At 72.6% G+C, this 18,157-nt stretch carries 16 protein-coding genes and 2 pseudogenes; 3 read left to right on the top strand and 15 right to left on the bottom strand.

Annotated features, from left to right (window positions below; genetic code table 11):
• Positions 1-37: 37 nt before the first annotated feature.
• Positions 38-580, bottom strand: a complete 543-nt coding sequence (locus tag SLP03_RS02725) for a GNAT family N-acetyltransferase (RefSeq protein ID WP_319458879.1) — start codon at positions 578-580, stop codon at positions 38-40.
• A 193-nt stretch (positions 581-773) separates the two neighbouring features.
• Here SLP03_RS02725 and SLP03_RS02720 point away from each other — a divergent pair, with 193 nt between their 5' ends.
• The gene (locus SLP03_RS02720; RefSeq protein WP_319458878.1) at positions 774-2,375 is read left to right on the top strand and encodes an NAD(P)/FAD-dependent oxidoreductase; all 1,602 of its coding nucleotides are present in this window, start codon (positions 774-776) and stop codon (positions 2,373-2,375) included.
• A 74-nt stretch (positions 2,376-2,449) separates the two neighbouring features.
• Here SLP03_RS02720 and SLP03_RS02715 read toward each other — a convergent pair whose 3' ends face one another.
• The 3 genes from SLP03_RS02715 to SLP03_RS02705 form a co-directional block, all read right to left on the bottom strand.
• A complete protein-coding gene (locus SLP03_RS02715; RefSeq protein ID WP_319458877.1) occupies positions 2,450-3,073 on the bottom strand; it encodes a TMEM175 family protein in 624 nt (207 codons plus the stop codon).
• A gap of 122 nt (positions 3,074-3,195) precedes the next feature.
• Positions 3,196-4,785: a Rieske 2Fe-2S domain-containing protein gene (locus SLP03_RS02710; protein ID WP_319458876.1), complete on the bottom strand. Its 1,590-nt coding sequence runs from the start codon at positions 4,783-4,785 to the stop codon at positions 3,196-3,198.
• A 127-nt stretch (positions 4,786-4,912) separates the two neighbouring features.
• Positions 4,913-5,791, bottom strand: a complete 879-nt coding sequence (locus SLP03_RS02705) for a tetratricopeptide repeat protein (protein ID WP_319458875.1) — start codon at positions 5,789-5,791, stop codon at positions 4,913-4,915.
• Positions 5,792-5,869: 78 nt separating this feature from the next.
• Between SLP03_RS02705 and SLP03_RS02700 the strand changes: the two genes are divergently transcribed.
• Positions 5,870-6,094, top strand: a complete 225-nt coding sequence (locus tag SLP03_RS02700) for a DUF2631 domain-containing protein (protein ID WP_319458874.1) — start codon at positions 5,870-5,872, stop codon at positions 6,092-6,094.
• A 76-nt stretch (positions 6,095-6,170) separates the two neighbouring features.
• On the opposite strand, the gene SLP03_RS02695 is transcribed toward SLP03_RS02700, so the two are convergent.
• The 10 genes and pseudogenes from SLP03_RS02695 to SLP03_RS02650 all read right to left on the bottom strand — a co-directional run bounded on the left by SLP03_RS02695 (position 6,171) and on the right by SLP03_RS02650 (position 16,929).
• A complete protein-coding gene (locus SLP03_RS02695; RefSeq protein ID WP_319458873.1) occupies positions 6,171-7,247 on the bottom strand; it encodes a DivIVA domain-containing protein in 1,077 nt (358 codons plus the stop codon).
• Positions 7,248-7,278: 31 nt separating this feature from the next.
• Positions 7,279-8,427 (bottom strand): 23S rRNA (adenine(2503)-C(2))-methyltransferase RlmN, encoded by a 1,149-nt coding sequence (rlmN, locus tag SLP03_RS02690; protein WP_319458872.1) that lies wholly within the window; start codon positions 8,425-8,427, stop codon positions 7,279-7,281.
• 104 nt (positions 8,428-8,531) lie between these two features.
• Positions 8,532-10,016 (bottom strand): phosphatidate cytidylyltransferase, encoded by a 1,485-nt coding sequence (locus SLP03_RS02685; RefSeq protein WP_319458963.1) that lies wholly within the window; start codon positions 10,014-10,016, stop codon positions 8,532-8,534.
• Positions 10,017-10,277: 261 nt separating this feature from the next.
• The gene (gene frr, locus SLP03_RS02680; RefSeq protein ID WP_319458871.1) at positions 10,278-10,835 is read right to left on the bottom strand and encodes a ribosome recycling factor; all 558 of its coding nucleotides are present in this window, start codon (positions 10,833-10,835) and stop codon (positions 10,278-10,280) included.
• Positions 10,836-10,917: 82 nt separating this feature from the next.
• The gene (gene pyrH / locus SLP03_RS02675) at positions 10,918-11,685 is read right to left on the bottom strand and encodes a UMP kinase (protein ID WP_319458870.1); all 768 of its coding nucleotides are present in this window, start codon (positions 11,683-11,685) and stop codon (positions 10,918-10,920) included.
• A 158-nt stretch (positions 11,686-11,843) separates the two neighbouring features.
• Entirely contained in the window at positions 11,844-12,671 is an 828-nt protein-coding gene (tsf, locus tag SLP03_RS02670) for a translation elongation factor Ts (protein WP_319458869.1), read from the bottom strand.
• A gap of 134 nt (positions 12,672-12,805) precedes the next feature.
• On the bottom strand, positions 12,806-13,693 hold the full coding sequence (gene rpsB / locus SLP03_RS02665; protein ID WP_319458868.1) for a 30S ribosomal protein S2: 888 nt from the start codon (positions 13,691-13,693) through the stop codon (positions 12,806-12,808).
• Between the two features lie 345 nt (positions 13,694-14,038).
• Positions 14,039-14,951 (bottom strand): annotated as a pseudogene (locus tag SLP03_RS02660) (hypothetical protein).
• A gap of 527 nt (positions 14,952-15,478) precedes the next feature.
• Positions 15,479-15,775 (bottom strand): hypothetical protein, encoded by a 297-nt coding sequence (locus SLP03_RS02655; protein ID WP_319458866.1) that lies wholly within the window; start codon positions 15,773-15,775, stop codon positions 15,479-15,481.
• Complete coding sequence (locus SLP03_RS02650) at positions 15,772-16,929, bottom strand: recombinase family protein (protein ID WP_319458962.1); 1,158 nt, start codon at positions 16,927-16,929, stop codon at positions 15,772-15,774. The genes SLP03_RS02655 and SLP03_RS02650 overlap by 4 nt, the downstream gene beginning before the upstream one ends.
• 34 nt (positions 16,930-16,963) lie before the next feature.
• On the opposite strand from SLP03_RS02650, the pseudogene SLP03_RS02645 reads away from it, so the two are divergent.
• Positions 16,964-17,274, top strand: a pseudogene (locus SLP03_RS02645) (ATP-binding protein); the annotation flags it as partial.
• 320 nt (positions 17,275-17,594) lie between these two features.
• Here SLP03_RS02645 and SLP03_RS02640 read toward each other — a convergent pair.
• The gene (locus tag SLP03_RS02640; RefSeq protein WP_319458865.1) at positions 17,595-17,936 is read right to left on the bottom strand and encodes a hypothetical protein; all 342 of its coding nucleotides are present in this window, start codon (positions 17,934-17,936) and stop codon (positions 17,595-17,597) included.
• Positions 17,937-18,157 lie beyond the last annotated feature (221 nt).

Below are 18,157 nucleotides of genomic sequence, written 5' to 3'. Positions count from 1 at the left end.
GGATCCGCCGCGACAGCGTGGCGCGCCGGGGAGGCGGTCAGTCGGCGCGCAGCACGAAGGTCTCCAGTTCGGCGCCGCCGTACCAGTCGGTGCGGACGCCGACGTGCGCCATGCCGAGCCGGCGGGCCACCGCCATCGACGCCTCGTTGCCCGCCATCACCACGGCGTGGACCTGCCGGATGCCGGTGGCGAACTCCCGGTCGAGCACCGCCCGGGCCGCCTCGGTGGCGTAGCCGTGCCCCCAGGAGTCGGGGTGCAGGTGCCAGCCGACCTCGATGTCGTCGGTGGGGGTGACGCCGGCGCGGCCCGGCAGCGGCTTGAGCAGCACGCTGCCCGCCGCCCGGCCGGCGGCTCGCGGCTCGATCGCCCAGAGGCCGTACCGGTCGCCGTACGGGGCGTACCGGTCCCGCCAGGACCGGACCCGTTCCGCCGCCTCCGCCGGGTCGGTCATCCGCCCCGATCCGCCGCCCAACCAGCGCATCACCTCGTCGCGGGAGTAGATGTCGTAGATCCGGTCCAGGTCCGCCCGGTCCTCGGTCCAGTCGCGGACCACCAGGCGGTCGGTCGAGACGATCGTCATGCCGGCGGATGGTAATCCGTGCTGGGCCGCCCCAGGGGGAAGGAGGTCCCGATGGGCGAGGGATGGCGGCGGACGAAGCGGGTCACCAGCGCGGCGTCTCGTAGCCGCAGGAACACCTCGTCGTGGGTTGCCGGGCCGAAAAGCACCGCGACGACCTCCCCACGGAGGCCGCGCGGCACTAGGCTGCCCGGGCATGAGCGAAGCGAGTGAGCTGCCGTCCCGCGCCGACGTCGTGATCGTCGGGTCCGGGCACAACGGTCTGGTCTCGGCGATCCTGCTGGCCCGCGCCGGCCTCGACGTGCTGGTGTTGGAGGCGGCCGAGGTGATCGGCGGGGCCACCCGCACCGAGAACCCGTTCCCGAAGGTCCCGGAGCTGCGCCACTCCACCGGGTCGTACCTGCTCGGGCTGATGCCGCCGGAGCTGCTCGCCACGCTCGACGTGCGCATCCCGGTGCTGCGCCGCGACCCGCACTACTTCCTGCCCACCCCGGGCGGCCTCGGCTCGCCGTACCTGCTCTTCGGCAGTGACACCGCGGCCACCCGGCGGCAGCTCGCTGAGTTCTTCTCCCCCGCCGACGTGGCCGCCGACGATGCCCTGCAGGCCGAGCTGGCGGCGCTCCGGGAGGACCTGGCGCCGGCCTGGCTCACCGAGCCGCTGCCGGTGGAGGAGACCGCCGAGCGGTACGTCCGGCCGGCGCTGCGCCAGGTCTTCGTCGACCTGGTCCGCGGCTCGGTCGCCGACTACCTGGCCCGCTTCGACTTCCGCTCCGAGCTGCTGGTCAGTATGTACGCGGTCACCGACGGCCTCTCCGGGCTGAACGCCGGCCCGGACGACCCCGGCACCGGGCACAACTTCCTGGCGCACAACATGTGCCGGCTGCCGGGCGCGGGCGGCACCTGGATGATCGCCGAGGGCGGCATGGGCACCGTCTCGCGGACGTTCGCCGACGCCGCCCGCGCCGCCGGGGCGACGATCCTGACCGGTACGCCGGTCACCGCGATCACCCTGGACGGCGGCGCGGCCAGCGGGGTGGTGCTGGCCGACGGCCGGTCGGTCGCCGCGTCCGTGGTGCTCGGAGCCTGCGACCCGTACCGGCTGATGGAGCTGCTGCCCGACGGCGCGCTGCCGGCGCCGCTCGGCGAGCGGATGGCGGCGAACCGCCGCACCGGCACCACCCTCAAGCTCAACCTGGCGCTGACCGGGCTGCCCCGCTTCTCCTGCCTGCCGGCGGACGCGCCGAGCCCGTTCGGCTCCACCATCCACCTGCTGCCCGGCTCGGCGTCGCTGGTGCGCGCGGGCGGCGAGTCGCCGATGACGGCGCTGCGGGCGATGTGGGCGGACGTGCAGGCGGGGCGGCTGCCGGAGGAGCCGACCATCGAGTGGTACCTGCACACCACCGTCGACCCGTCGCTGTCGGACCCGGCCGGGCACCACTCGTCGGCGCTCTTCGTCCAGTCGGTCCCGTACGAGCTGGCCGGCACCACCTGGGACGAGGCGCTGCCCGGCTACGTGTCGCGCCTGATCGAGATCTGCGAGCGGTACGCCCCCGGCGCCGGCGACCTGATCGCCGACGCGGTGCCGCTCCCCCCGCCCGGCATCGAGGCGCACTTCGGCATCACCGGCGGCCACATCCACCACGTCGACAACACCGTCTCGTTCACCGACCGCATGCCGTACGCCACCGGCGTCGACGGCGTGTACGCCGGCAGCGCCGGCTGCCACCCCGCCGGCAGCGTCATCGGCGCCGCCGGCCACAACGCCGCCCGCCGCATCCTCACCGACCTCAACCGGTGAGGCGTCAAGGAGGGGTCCCTTGTTGCCGCCTCCGCTGGCGCAGGGGCCCCTCCTTGACCCCACCCCCGCCGGCGTCACGTCCGGGCCGTCGACGGCAGGTCGCCGGGGCCGCGGATCAGGTAGAGGCCGACCAGGAGGAGGTACGCGCAGAGGCTGAGGATGGGGTCGATGAAGACGACGGCGAAGGCGATCAGGTAGAGCAGCGGGCCGAGACGGTACCGGCGGGCCACCGCCTTCGCCAGCCGGGGGTCCAGGTCCGGGTGGAGCAGATTGCGTCGACGGGCCCACCACCAGCTCAGGTTGAAGAAGAGTGCCTCACCGAGCACCGTGCCGACGTAGAGCGCGGCGGACAGCTGCTGATCCGCGTCGGTGCCCCGCAGGTGGTCCGAGAGCTGGTTGGCGGTGAACGGGATCGCCGCCACGAAGAGCATCAGCGCCAGATTGAACACCAGCAGCATCTGGTCGACCCGGACCACGTACCGCCACATGTTGTGGTGGGTCAGCCAGATCTGGCCGACGATGGCGAAGGTGATCACGTACGCCAGGTAGGAGCGCCACTCGTGCGCGAGCGCGGCCGCCAGCCCCTTGTCCTTCGGGGTGTCCGGGCCGAACTGGAGCAGTTCCACCGCCATCACGGTCAGCACGATGGCGATCACCGCGTCGCTGAACGCCTCCACCCGGGCGGAATCCCGGGCCATCTCGCTGCTCCGCCGGAACCGGTACCCCGACTCCCTGTCCGCCCCCGTCACGCCGCCCCCGCCCCTGCCGGATGTCCTCTGATCTGATGGTCACCCGGCGGGGGCGGCGTGCGCGGCGAAACCTAACTGGCCGCCCCGCCGGCCGGGGCGGGGGCTTCGGCGTCGGCGCGGTGGGCGCGGATCTTGTGGCCGACGCTGGTCAGGCAGCGGCCACTGGACAGGTCGAACTTCCAGCCGTGCAGCTGGCAGGTGAGCTGGTCGCCCTCGACGATGCCGAACCGGGTCAGGTCCGCCTTCAGGTGCGGGCAGCGCCGCTGCATCACCCAGCCGTCCAGCGTGATGTCCTCGGCGTCGACGGCCCGCTCGTGCTCGTCGTACCAGCCCTCGGCGTACTGGAGGCGCTCCTCGGAGAGGCACTTGAAGAAGGCGTAGACGAACTCGTTGTACTGGCCGATCCGGGCCGCCGAGAAGCGGCAGGACAGGAAGAGCGAGTTGACCCAGTCCACCTCGCCGATGTGCAGCAGGTGCTCGATCAGCGACCGCTCGGTCCGGAACCGGTAACGCACCTTCTCGTCCGCGTACGGCCGGACCTCCTTGCCCGGGAAGTCCACCACGATCGACTCAATCGTCTCCCCGCCTGAGTCGTCAGTCCCCACCAGGTCGAAGCGGACCGGGCCGCCGACTCCCTTGGCCAGGTAGATCGACTCGTCCAGCAGCGGCTCGATCCGGCGCTTCATCTCGCCGAGCACATCCACCTCGGGGTGCCGCCAGGACGCCTTCTCCGCCTCGATGACCGGACGCTTGCGCTCCCGCATCTCCTCCAGGTGGGCGACCTTCTCGGCGAAGAACTCCGCCACCGGCACCGGGTGGGTGGTGGTCGCGCCCTCGGTGGTGACCTCGGAGACGCTGCCCGGCAGCAGCACGATGCCGTTGGTGCCGCCGACCTTCGCGTACTCCTCCAGGAACACCGACTGGTCGGGGAAGATGTTGCCCTCGTCGCCGTGGATGTCGTTGAACTGCCACAGCGCGTCGTCCAGGAAGCACGGCGGCCCGGCGATCGGGAAGACGTGGTCGGCCTTCAGATCGTCGATGTAGCGCCAGGTGCGGTCGAACTGCCGGTCCCGCTTCTGCTTGCCGAACGCGGTCTTCGCCGCCTGCGGCAGCTCGTAGACCATCGGGTACCAGATCGCGCCGGAGAACTGGAGCAGGTGGGCGTGCACGTGACCCAGCTCGGCGAAGACCGTCAGGTCGGTCGGGCGGGCGTCGTTCTGGTTCAGCAGCCGGACCCCGTCGTACTCCACCCAGAGCGAGGAGTCACCGATCGGGCCGTCGGTCGGGCTGGTGAGCGCCTGGATCATGACCTTCAGGCCGCCGGGCAGCTCCACGACCTGCTCGTTCGGCGCCTTCAGGAACTTCGTGAAGCCCAGCTCCCGCAGCTCGTCCTCCATCTCCGAGGTGGGGAACTCGGGGAGCAGGACGGTGGCGTCCTTCGAGACGTGGTCCCGCAGGTGCTTGGCGTCGAAGTGGTCCCGGTGCAGGTGCGAGACGTACAGGTAGTCGACCTGGCCCAGGGTCTCCCAGTCCAGCAGCGAATTGTCCGGGAACGGAAACCAGGAGGCGAAGTAGGCCGGATTGACCCACGGGTCGCACAGGATGCTGCCTGCGGGCGTGTCGATCCGCATGCTGGCATGCCCCGTACCGGTCACTCGCACCGCAGTCCCCCTCAAAAAGACAATCAAGGTGTACGTCAAGACGCTACCGGAGGCAGTGTGGTCGCCGACCCGCGACGCCGCTAGTGCCGTTCCGCCCGGCCGAAGAGGGGCCCAACGGCCCGGACGCTCAGCCCTGGGCCGGTTCCGTCCAGCTCCGCCGCTCCGGGGCGGCGGCCCGCCAGCGCTCCATCAGCGCCGGGATCTCGTCGACCGGGGCGGCCACGTTCACCACCTGCTCGCCCCCGACCACGTGGTCGGCGTTCTGCGACACGTTGCCCTCGCTGCAGCAGGCGCAGATCACCTGCACGCCGCTGGAGGGCTCCGCCGCGTACCCGTGCTCGCCGAAGAGCGCCGCCAGGGCCCGGACGTCCTCGACGTGGGCGGCCACCGTCACCGACGAGGTGGGCAGCTCCGACGCCCGGAACAGCAGCAGCTCGTCGAAGACGGAGTACGTCCGGCCGTCCACCTCCCGCTCCCCGTTCGGCGCCCCGTCGTGCACCACGACCTCGCCGTACCGGCGCCCGGACTCCGGGGTGGGGACGTTCAGCACCTGCGCGCGGGTCGGGCAGAGCCTCCGCGCCCAGACCACCTCGCCGCCGCTCCGGTCCGCGTTCAGCCGGATCGGGGTGACCCCGAAGTCGGCCATGATCTCGCCGTCGCCGTCGGGCACGGTCAGGCCGTAACCCCGCCAGGCGTCCCGGGCGGTGTCCCAGTCCTCCACGATCGTCGCCGCGATGCCCAGGTTCCAGAACGCCGGGTCCTGGCCGCCCCGCTCCGCGCGTGCCGCCGCCTCCCGGCCCAGCTCGTACGCCTTCGCCCAGTTGCGCAGGAACTTGTGGGCCAGCGCCGCGTCGTACCACCAGATCCCGGCCCGGGGATGGTCCGGGTGCCGCCGCGCCAACCGCTCCAGCAGCTCCCCGGCGACCGGCCAGTTCTCCGCTTCCCACGCCTCGTACGCCGTCCGGTGCAGCTCCCGGTCGTCCTCGCGGGTCATGCGGTCCCCCATCCGGTCGGACCCTGCGCCGAGCCGGGCACGGGGCGTGCCAGACTAATCGGAGATCCGATCGCGAGGGAAGGACCGACAGTGGCAGGAAGCGAGCCGGTAACCGCGCCAGATCAGCACAAGCCCGGGCACCGCAAGTCGGGGCAGATCGGCGCGGTGCTCTCTGCGGTGGTGTTGGTGATGATGGCGCTCTGCGGCAACCACGAGGGCAAGGTCGAGGACATCTGGCTGATCGGCATCGCCGCACTGCTGCTGGCCATCGTCATCGGCGACTCGGTGCTGCGCCGCAACGGCCTGCGGTCCTGACCCGGTCGACGTCCGGAACCCGGTAACGCACGAAGGCCCGCCCCTCCTCGGGGCGGGCCTTCGTCGTCGTACAGGCTCAGCGGCCGAAGAGGATGTCCTGCACGTCCTTGAGGGCGGCGTCGACCTCGGCCTCGAAGTAGCCACCGGGCACCAGGCCGAAGCGCAGAGTGTCCAGGTCCTTCGGGTTCACCGGCATCTGGTTGCGGCCCTGCATGCCGCCGAGCAGGCTCTCGAAGAAGCGGTCGACCTGGTCCGGGTCGTACCCGCTGCCGAAGCGGCGCACCTGGAAGCTGCGGCGGATCTGGTCCACCCGGTAGAGCTCGCTCCCGGGCGGGCCGGCCATCGGGGGGCCGACCATCGGCGGGCCACCGACGGGCGGGCCGGCCATCGGCGGACCGGACATCCCGGGGCCCCCGCCCATGCCCTGCTGCGGCAGGGCCGGCGGCCCGGCCGGGCCACGACCGCGCACGTCACGCAGTTCCCGCTCGGACATCCGGATCTCGGCGGTCATGTCGGCCCGGCCGTGCCGGCCGGCCTCGAAGCCGTCGAAGCGCGGCCCCTCCTGGCCGTATCCACCCGGGTCCTGGCCGTATCCGCTGGGGCCCGGGGGCAGGCCGCGCGGCGGTTGGCCACCGTGCCCCATCGGGGCACCCGGACCCGTCGGGCCGGGGCCGCCCGGGCCGCGCGGGGCGTCGTACCCGCCGCGCGGGGCGTCGTACCCGCCGGCGAAGGCGCCGGTCGGCTCGTCGTACCGGCCGTAGCGGTCGGCGGGCGGGCCGGCCTGCGCGGGCATCGCCCGGGGTGGCATGGGCGGCTGCGGTACCGGAGACAGGCCGCGGTCGTCGCGCATCGGCGGGCCGAGCCGGTCGGCCATCCGGGGATCGCCGCCCCGGCCGCCGGGGACGCCACCGCGCTCCTCCAGCTCGGCCAGCTGCCGCTCCACCCGGTCGAGGTGCAGGTCGACCTGCCACTCGTCGTAGCCGTTGAAGCGGACCCGGAAGACGACGTCGTGCACCTCCTGGGAGGCCGCGGGCGCGCCGACCGGCTGGCCGGCGAGGGTCGCCTCGACCCGGTCCAGGAAGGCGTCCACCTCGTCGACCTTGTATCCCCGGCGGAGCGCCTTACGCCGGAAACGCTGACCCTGACTCGCCACTATGTCTCCTGGTCTCGTTCGCTACGCCCGGTCACGCCGTCGCCTCGCGCGGCGGGTCGGTGTCCCTGTCCTCGGCGGCGGCGAGCTGCCCACATGCACCGTCGATTTCGCGTCCCCGGGTGTCCCGCACCGTGGTCGACACCCCGGCGTCGCGCAACCGCCGGACGAACTCCCGCTCGACCGGCTTCGGGCTGGCGTCCCAACGACTGCCCGGAGTCGGGTTGAGCGGGATGAGGTTCACGTGGGCCAGCTTGCCGGCCAGCAGCCGCCCGAGCAGATCGGCTCTCCACGGCTGGTCGTTCACGTCCTTGATCATCGCGTACTCGATCGACAAGCGACGACCCGTCGTGGCTACGTATTCCCACGCCGCGTCCAGCACCTCGGATACCTTCCAGCGCTGGTTGACCGGGACGAGTTCGTCGCGCAGCTCATCATCGGGGGCGTGCAGCGACAACGCAAGAGTCACTGAGAGGTCTTCGCTGGCCAGTCGGCGGATGGCCGGAACCAGCCCCACCGTGGAAAGGGTGATGTGCCGCTGGGACAGGCCGAGCCCCTCGGGCGCGGGGGCGACCAGCCGGCGGATCGCCGCGACGACCCGCGAGTAGTTGGCCAGCGGCTCGCCCATGCCCATGAAGACGACGTGGGACAGCCGCGGCGGCGAACCGGCGACCACGCCGGAGGCGGCCACCCCGGCCAGGTAGACCGCCTGGTCGACGATCTCCGCGGTGGAGAGGTTGCGGGTCAGCCCGGCCTGGCCGGTGGCACAGAACGGGCAGGCCATGCCGCAGCCGGCCTGGCTGGAGATGCAGACGGTCACCCGGTCCGGGTAGCCCATCAGCACGCTCTCCACCAGCGAGCCGTCGTGCAGCCGCCACAGCGCCTTGCGGGTGGCCCCGTCGTCGCAGGCCAGCTCGCGCACCGGGGTGAGCAGGGTGGGCAGCAGCGACCCGGCGAGCCGCTCCCGGGTGGCCGCCGGCAGGTCGGTCATCTGCGCGGGGTCGCGGACCAGCCGGCCGAAGTAGTGGTTGGAGACCTGCTTGGCGCGGAACGCCGGCTCGCCCAGCTCGGTGACGAGCGCCTGCCGGCCCGGCAGGTCCAGGTCGGCGAGGTGACGGGGAGGCATCGCGGGTCGGCGGCCGCGGGCGGCGGGGTCTACGGAGATCAGGGGCAGGCTCGTCATGGCGAGTCCAGTCTGACACGCCCGGAGCGGGGCGCAGCCGTCCGTACGTGCCAAATCGGCCCTGACCGCGTGGAGGAGTCGCGCCCGCCGACGTGATTCATGACTCAGCCCACCACCGGCACGAAGACCGCCAGCAGCAGGTAAGCCGTCGGCACGGCGAAGAGGATCGAGTCGAGCCGGTCCATTAGGCCACCGTGCCCGGGGAGCAGGTTGCTCATGTCCTTCACGCCGAGATCCCGCTTGATCATCGACTCGGCGAGGTCACCGAGGACCGCCGCGCAGGAGATCGCCATCCCGAACAGCGCGCCCCACCACGGGGACACGTCGAAGAGCAGCCAGATCAGCAGGGCGCTGCCGGTCGCCGCCGCGGCGACCGATCCGGCGAAGCCCTCCCAGGACTTCTTCGGGCTGATCGACGGTGCCATCGGATGCTTGCCGAACGAGACGCCGGCCGCGTACCCGCCGGTGTCGGAGAGCACCACGGCGACCAGGGTGACCAGCACCCGCAGCTGACCGTCCCCGGGGGCGGCGGCCAGCATCGCCGCGAACCCGGCGAGGAAGGGCACGTAGACCGCGATGAGGGTGGCCGCGGTGAGGTCGCGTTGGTAGTTGCCCGGGCCGTCGCCCAACCGCCAGATCATCGTGCCCAGCACGGTGACCAGCAGGCCGAGGCTCAACGCGTCCGGGCCGGCGAACCAGCCCAGCCCGACGGTGATCGCCCCGCCGGCGATCAGCGGCACCAGCGGCGGGTGGGCGCCGCTGCGGCGTACCGCGCGGGCCATCTCCCAGGTGCCGACCGCGACGGCGACGACGACGACGGCGAGGAACGCCGGCGGGTAGAAGAAGAGCGGCACCAGGATCGCCGCGCCCAGGCCCAGCCCGACCGCGATCGCGGCCGGCAGGTTGCGGCCGGCCCGGCTGGGCGCGGCCTGCTGGGTGGGCGGCCGGTCCACGCTGGCCCGCCGCCGCCCCCGCGTCCGGCGGCCCGGCCGCTCGGGCTCGGGGTCCGGCTCGTCGCGGACCGGCGCGATCTGCGCGGTCGGGTACTCGTCGTCCGGTGCGCCGGGCCGGTCGCCCCACGGCCCCGCCGCGGGGCGACCCCGGTCCGGGCCCGCCGGCCGGCGCGGATCCTCCCGACCGGTGTCCCGGCTGCCGGGGTGGTCGCGGTCGGCGTCCCGGAAACCCCGGTCGGCGTCCCGGTAGGCGCGGCCCTCGTCGTCGAGGGCGCGGTAGCCGCGGTCGGCGTGGCCGGGGGCCCGGCGGCCGGGGGCGGCGTCGCGACGGTCCCGGTCCGGGTCGCCGTGGTCCCGGTCTCGACGGCCGTTGGCCCGGCCGGGTCGCTCGTCGTACGGGCCGGGCCGACGGCCGTCGACGTCCGGTCGGACGTACGGGTCGCCGGCGGGACCGGGGTACGGGTCGGCCGTCGGCCGGGGCCGGCCGTGCGGCTCGGCGTACAGCTCGGAGTTGGCGCCGGGCTGGCGCCACAGCCCCGGTTCGAGGTCAGGCTCGGGCCAGGGCAGCGCGGGCGGGCCGTCAGGCCGGTCCCAGCCGCGGGGCTCGGCGGCGCCGTAGGGGTCGGGGTGGGACATCACGCACCGAGCGGATGCGGTACGAGTTCCACCACTTGACGCAAGACCAAGACCATCCCCTACAGGCGCGACTGTTCCGGTTGACCGGCCCGACGGCCAGCCGATCCCCGCCGTTCACCCCATGGTGGGTGGGAATCGTGCCGAGCCTACTGCACCCGCGAAGCCGGCACGGCGGACGATGGCCCCACGACGACGACGGCACCGGGTCCGCCACCCGGGCGGGCGGCGGCACACCGGTGCCGTGGCGGGTCGTCGGGCGGCTCAGACCTCGAGCAGCTCCGCTTCCTTGTGCTTGACCAGCTCGTCGACGGTGGCGACGTACCGCTGGGTCAGGTCGTCCAGGTCCTTCTCGGCGCGGCGGCCCTCGTCCTCGCCGACCTCGCCGTCCTTGACCAGGCGGTCCAGCTCTTCCTTGGCCTTGCGGCGGATGTTGCGGACGGCCACCCTGGCCTCCTCGCCCTTGTGCCGGGCGACCTTGATCATCTCGCGGCGCCGCTCCTCGGTCATCTGCGGGAGCAGAATGCGGAGCTGGTTGCCCTCGTTGTTCGGGTTGACGCCGAGGTCGGAGTCGCGGATCGCCTTTTCCATGGCGTTGATCTGCGAGTTGTCGTACGGCTTGATGATCACCATGCGCGGCTCGGGAACGCCGATGGAGGCCATCTGGGGCAGCGGGGTGGGGGTGCCGTAGTAGTCAATGATGACCTTGGAGAACATGGCGGCGTTGGCGCGACCGGTGCGGATGACGCCGAACTCTTCCTTGGCGTGCTCGACCGCACGCTCCATCTTCTCCTCGGCCTCGAGGAGGGTGTCGTCGATCACCGGTCTCCTCGCCTCCTTCTGTTACTCGTCGTGGGCTCTGCTGATGTCGTGTCGGAGGACGCTGCCGCTCGAGCGGGGGCGCTCAGGCGGTGATCAGGGTGCCGATCTTCTCACCGCCGACGGCGCGGACGATGGTGTCGTCGCCCTGCGCGCCGAAGACCAGCATCGGCAGGCCGTTCTCCATGCAGAGGCTGAACGCCGCCGCGTCGGCCACCCGCAGGTTGCGGCGCAGCGCCTCGGAGAAGGTGATCGTGTCCAGCTTGCTGGCGGTCGGGTCGATCCGGGGGTCCGCGGTGTAGACGGCGTCCACGCCGTTCTTGCTCATCAGCACCACGTCGGCGCGGATCTCCAGCGCGCGCTGGGCGGCGACCGTGTCGGTGGAGAAGTACGGCATGCCGGCACCCGCACCGAAGATCACCACGCGGCCCTTCTCCAGGTGCCGGATGGCCCGCAGCGGGATGTACGGCTCGGCGACCTGGGCCATGGTGATCGCGCTCTGCACCCGGGTCTCGATGCCCTCCTTCTCCAGGAAGTCCTGAAGGGCCAGGCAGTTCATCACCGTGCCGAGCATGCCCATGTAGTCGGCCCGGGCCCGGTCCATGCCGCGCTTCTGCAGCTCGGCGCCGCGGAAGAAGTTGCCGCCGCCGACCACCACGGAGACCTGCACGCCGCGGCGCACCACGGTGGCGATCTGTCGGGCGATGGCCTGCACCACGTCCGGGTCGACGCCGATCGCGCCACCGCCGAAGACCTCGCCGGAGAGCTTCAGCACCACCCGACGAGCCCGGCCGGGCGGTGGGGCGGTCGGATCATCCGCCGCCAGGCTCCGGTCACTCACAACCTGCGTCATCCGCCCCGCCCTCCCTCGCGCACCTCGCGTGCGCCGCGTGCCCCGTACCTGCCGCTGCCGACCCTATGTGACGAGGAGGCCGCGGTGCCTGTCACGTACACCGGCGGCCTCCTCGTCTTCGTTACATGCCCATGGGCGTCAGACGCCCGAGCTGCGGCTCAGGCCTGGCCGACCTCGAACCGCAGGAAGCGGCTCACCTCGATGCCGGCCTCGGCCAGCATCTGCTTCACCGTCTTCTTGTTGTCGGCCACCGACGCCTGCTCGATCAGGACGTAGTCCTTGAAGAAGGCGTTCACCCGGCCCTCGATGATCTTCGGCAGCGCCGCCGCGGGCTTGTTCTCCTCGCGGGCGGTCTGCTCGGCGATGCGCCGCTCGGACTCGACGACCTCGGCCGGCACCTCGTCCCGGGTGAGGTACTTCGGCCGCATCGCGGCGATCTGCATGGCGACACCGCGGGCGTCGGCGTCGCCGGCCTCGTCGGTCTTGCCGGCGTACTCCACCAGCACGCCGACGGCCGGCGGCAGGTCCTGGCTCTTGCGGTGCAGGTAGACCGCGGTGGTGCCGTCCAGCTTGGCGAAGCGGTTGAGCACCAGCTTCTCGCCGATCTTGACGGACTGCTCCTGGATCAGTTCGGCGACCGGCTTGCCGTCGATCGAGCTGGCCAGCAGCTCCTCGGCGGTGCTGACGCCGCTGCGCTCGCCGTGCTCGACCAGCTGCTGGGCCAGGGCGACGAAGGCGTCGTTCTTGGCGACGAAGTCGGTCTCGCAGTTGAGCTCGAGCAGCGCCTTGCCGGAGTGCGCGACCAGGCCGTTCGCGGCGGTGCGGCCGGCCCGCTTGCCAACGTCCTTGGCACCCTTGACGCGCAGGATCTCGATGGCCTTGTCGAAGTCGCCCTCGGCCTCGGTCAGCGCCTTCTTGGAGTCCATCATGCCGGCGCCGGTGAGGTCGCGGAGCTTCTTGACGTCCGTGGCGGTGAAGTTGGACATGACTCTCTCTTCGATGTTGAGACTGCGGTGGGATGGTCTGACTGCCGGGTTACCCGGATCCGGGCCGGATGTGCCCGGCTACCCGCCGCGCCCCACCGGCCGCGAAATCGGACGGTGGGGACGCGGCGGCGCGATCACTCCGCGGCAGCGGCAGCCGGCTGCTCGGTCTGCGGCTGCGCGGCCGGCTGCTGCTCGGCCTGCGGCTGCGCGGTCGGCTGCTGCTCGTCGGCCTTCTTCGGCTGCTCCAGCAGCTCGCGCTCCCACTCCGTCAGCGGCTCGTCGGTGCCGACCTGACCCGGCTCCGGCTTCTCGTCGCCGCCCCGGCGACGGCCGGAACGGGCGATCAGGCCGTCGGCGACGGCGGCCGCCACGACTCTGGTCAGCAGCTCCGCCGAGCGGATGGCGTCGTCGTTGCCCGGGATCGGGAAGTCGACATCGTCCGGGTCGCAGTTGGTGTCGAGGACCGCGATCACCGGGATGCCCAGCTTGCGGGCCTCGTCGACGGCGATGTGCTCCTTCTTGGTGTCGACCACCCAGATCGCGGCCGGGAGCTTCTGCATGTCCCGCAGACCACCCAGGGTGCGGGTGAGCTTGATCTTCTCGCGGGAGAGCTGCAGGGTCTCCTTCTTGGTGTAACCGGCGGTGGTGCCGCTCAGGTCACCCAGCGCCTCCAGCTCCTTCATCCGCTGCAGGCGCTTGTACACCGTCTGGAAGTTGGTCAGCATGCCACCGAGCCAGCGGTGGTTGACGTACGGCTGGCCGACCCGGGTCGCCTGCTCGGCGATGGCCTCCTGGGCCTGCTTCTTGGTGCCGACGAAGAGGATGCTGCCGCCCTCGGCCACCGTGGTGCGCACGAATTCGAACGCCTTCTCGATGTATTCGAGGGTCTGGCGCAGGTCGATGATGTAGATACCGTTGCGCTCGGTCATGATGAAGCGCTTCATCTTCGGGTTCCAGCGCCGGGTCTGGTGCCCGAAGTGGACACCGCTCTCCAGTAGCTGACGCATGGTCACGACGGCCATGGGGTACTCCTCAAGATCCCTGGTTGTCACGCCCGGCCGGTGGCCGGGCGTCCTGGCGCCTGGTCGCCGGCCATGGTGGGCCCGACCAAGATCGGGACCAGGGAGGCCGTCGCCCCACGACGAACCGTGGAGAGGGCGCGCGAGGTCGACCGCGCGAGGCGGTCGCCAGTTGACCAGTGTACGCCCCTTCTCCGCCCGGCAGCCCCGGGGTGCGGGAACGCCCCGCACCGTCACGCTCCGGGCGTACGGCCCGGACCGGTCCCCGGCATCAGGCCCGGCGCCCGGCATGAGGGTCAGGCCCGACGCCCGGCGCCGGACGGGCTCAGCCGGCCCCCGGCGGATCGCTCAGCGGGCGCCGAGCGCGGCGGCGACGAAGAGCACCAGCCCGACGGTCAGGTAGGCCGTCGGCGGGCGGAGCCAGCCGCGGCTGCCCTCGGCGAGCGCCAGTCCACCGGTACGCAGCCCGTACAGGCCGGCGGCGAAGATCGGCAGCCCGGCGACCAGGAACGTCCCCACCACCACGTCGGAGGCCGAGACGGGGTTGCCCACCAGTCCGTGCAGGAGGACCCGCAGGGCGGGGACCTCGAACACCAGCGTCAGCGCCACGAGGAGCACCGCCAGCGCCGGCCGACGGGTCCGGTAGACGCCGTCGCCGGCCGGCGGGGGGTCGAGCCGGGGCGCGACCGACGGCATCGGCCCGGTCGGCATCTCCAGCGGGTGCGGGGGCGGGCCGCCCGCCGGGAACGACGGCGGAGCGGCGTGGGTCGGCTCGACGATCGGGTAGCCGCCGAGGGGAGCGGGTCGTAACGCGTCGGGCATCCGGTCCGCGCCGAGCGGGTCCCGGCCGCCGACACCCTCCCGGACGCCGGTGGCGAGCTGATCCGCGCCCTCCCGGGCCGCCCGGCGGCCGCCGCGCTCACCGGGCAGCTCGCCGGAGATCTCCGGATCCTCCCCCCGCCGGGACCTGGGCGGCCGGTAGCCCTCGGTTTCCGGCCGTCCGTCACCGAGCGGGTCGACCGCACCAAAACGCCCCGAATCGTCGTACCGCGAGGTCATCGGGTCGGCGTACCGACCCTGGTCCGCGTCGGCGCGCTGCTCCGGCGGCCGGAGGTCGTCGCGGTAGCGCGGGTCGCCCCCGCCGCGCCAGTCCGATTCGGCGTATCCGGGGTCGCTCCAGCGCGACCCCTGCTGATCCTCGGGAAAGCTCTGTCGTCCGTCCACGACGGGCACGGTATGCGACCGGCTCCACCCGCGCCATCCGGCCGCCTGACGACGACACCCCAGGTCCGTACGACACGGGTCCGGTCATCACGGGTGCACGTTCGGTGACCGTCGAGCCGGCTCCTAGCACGGCACCGGCATGATCGTCTGGCCGTCCACAACCCCTTCGGTTGTCCACGGTAAGACCGAGGGGGACGGCCCGACCGACCGGGCAGAGCCCACCCTGACCGGCATGACGAAGCGGAACCAGGCCGTCGGCGCGTACGGGTAACGGTGCGAAGTCCGACACCTGCGTCACCCTCCCAAAAACCGGCCCGCGCATCGCGGGGAGAGAAAGCTTGACTGGCGCGGGAGCCAAGGAGCGCTGCCATGGATTCTTGGCCGGGGGAGGCTGCCCGGTGCGGCGCCCTGTCCAACCGACCCCCACCCCGCCGGCCCCTATATAGATGAACCTTTTGCTGTTGACCTGGGGATATAGAAGATCGTGATGGGCCGTTTCCGTCGACCCCGGTTGGACAACGTCCAACTGTCCAACCGGATCTGGCGATCACGACGCACTACCGATCAGGCGGTATCCGCGCGCACCACCGTCGATGCCTTCGATGGCGATCTGCCCCGCCTCGACCAGGCGGTCAAAGGCGGGAGCGAAGTACCGGCCATCCCGGCCGGCGAGGCTGCGGCGTAGGTCGGTGTGCTCGCTTCGCCGCACTCGTGCGCGATGCCGCGAGGGAAGTGCTTCGGGCCGGCCTCCCGCATCGTGCGGGACTCGTCCAGCGCCATCCCTGGCCAGAACAGCACCTCGCCCGGGTGGGTCCGGCACGTGATGTCCAGGCCGACCTCGTGCCGTACCTCGCGGCTCATGTGGTCCTCCAAGTGAACTCGATCGTTGAGGGATCGAAGTACGAGCTGCCCGGCGTCCAGCCGGACGGCCGGCCCTTGCGGGTCCGCTGGATCGTCACCACCATCAGCGTGTCGACGACCGCCCGCCGGCGGTGGAGGTCCAGGGCGTCCCACGCTGCGGCCGGGTCCGTCGCGCCCACCAGGCCAGCGAGCGCGTCGCCCCGGCCAGCAGCGGCCATCTGCTCCTCCACCTCGGCGAGCCGGGCCCGCAGCCGCTCCGAGCCCTCGCGCAGCTGGCGGACGTCGATCGCGCCGTCTGCGTACGCCGCCGCCAGGCCGTCGAGCCGTTCGCGCAACGCCGACCCGTCGAGCTGGAGCTTGTCCGCGTCGGGCCGGCCGGAAGCGGCGAGCAGGTGGACCACGTCCGGCCGGGACAGCCGCTCGACGACGATCGCGCCGACGTACTGGTCCAGCTCGACGGCGTTGCGCACCACGCACTTCGTCGCCTTGCACGTGTAGGACGGCACGCCGCCCCGGGTGCTGTTGAGCAGCGTGGCGCGTACCGGCGACCCGCACACGCCGCAGAGCGCGAGGCCGCTCAGCAGCCACCGGCGCGCCGAGGACCACTGCGTACGGCGGCCGGGGTGGGTCAGCACCGACACCAGCGCGCGCCAGCGGTCCTCGTCGACCAGCGGCGGCCAGGCGGCCGGCCCGACCACCTCGCCTCGGTGCTCCCGCAGCCCCGCGTTGCGCGCGCGCAGCAGCACCTTCCGCAGCTCTTGCGGCGTCCACGATCGGCCGGTCGAGGTGACCAGTCCGCGAGCATTCATCGCGGCGCCCTGCGACCGCACGCTCGCCCCGGACAGGATCGCGTCGGTGGCCTCGGCGACCGCCCGGGCCTCGTCGGGCCGCAGCGTCACCCCGTCCGGCTCATAGCCATACGGCCGCCGCCCGCCGCCCCACTTCCCGTCCGCAGCGGCCTGGAGCTTGGCGCGCTGCTGCCGCTCGACCTGGTGCTCCACCTCGTACCGGGCGACGGCGCCGAGCTGGCGCGCGACCATACGGCCGCTCGGGGTGCTGAGGTCGAGCGGGCCGGCCTTGACGGTGTACGTGGGCACGCCGCGCGGCTCGCACGCGGTGATGTACTCCTCCAGCTCGGTGGGGGACCGGTGCAGCCGGTCGGTGTGCCAAGCCAGGACCGCGTCGACGCGGCCGGATCTGGCCGACGTGGCCGGCCAGGGGGCTGGGCCGACGGACGCTGGAGGTGACCGCCGCCGGTAGCCATCACCTCGCGCTGCTCGGGCCGCCTGGCGCGGGCAAGACCATGCTGGCCGAACGCCTGCCGTCGATCCTGCCCGACCTGGGCGACGACGCCGCGCTGGAGGTCACCGCGCTGCAGTCGATCGCCGGCGTGCTCCCCGTCCGACGGGCGGCTGCACCGACCACCGTTCCAGGCGCCGCACCACACCGCCACCGTGCCGGCGCTGGTAGATGGGGGGCGCCTTGTGGCCGTTCGTGGGCGTGCTGGCCGCCCCGGACACAGTCATGATCATGATCGTGACGGCGGAGGCCCGCCCAGCGAGCTGGACGGGCCTCCCGGATCAGGGTCGAGCCGAAGCTAGACCGGAGGGATTAGGGTTCTTGGTCGGGCAAGCTGTCCCTGTTGGAGGAGTTGGGGCTGGTGGTCCGCCGGGACGGCGGGTACGCGCTCGCCCCACCACCGGACCGGCGCCCGAGCGGCACCCGCCCGGCAGGCGCGCCACCACCGCCCGGCTGAGTCCGCCCCGCAACCCCGCCAGCCGGCACCGGAAGAACCGACCGGGGCGATGGTGCGGCGGGCTCAGTCGCCCTCGAAGCGGATCTCCACGTCCCGGCTGGTCACGCAGCGGCGGACGAGCAGCGCGAGCCGGCGGACCCGGTCCACCTCCGTGGACGCCCGGGCCACCTCCGCCAGGCAGCGCAGCTCGGCGAGGAGTTGCGGCGCCGACTCGGCACCGACCACCAGCTCACCAAGCGGATCGACGCGGTCGAGCAACGGCGTACGACCCGCGCCCCGCACCCGCGTCAACAGGTCGAGCAGTACGTCGTCGGGGTCGGCAACCACGTCGGCCGCGACGTGCGACGGGCGACGCCGGCCGGGGCCCGCCCGGACCAGCCGGTAGAGAACGGCATCCACCCCCACGCTCAGTCCCTCCTTTCGGCGGCGTCGCCTTTCCGGACCGACGCCGCTCCTTCCGCCTCGCGAATCACCCCTGCTACTCCACCGGCCCGGCTCGGCACCGTGACACCACCAGGCCGGTCCGGCGCCGTGACAGCTCCGGCATGGCCCACCGGCCGGAGCGCTCGGAACCCCCGGGTCGGCAGCGACACCGGCACGGTCGTCGTCACGTCCGCTCGGCGGAC

Source organism: Micromonospora sp. RTP1Z1 (assembly GCF_033804685.1).
Classification (GTDB): domain Bacteria; phylum Actinomycetota; class Actinomycetes; order Mycobacteriales; family Micromonosporaceae; genus Micromonospora.
This window is presented reverse-complemented; position numbering and strand designations above follow the sequence as displayed.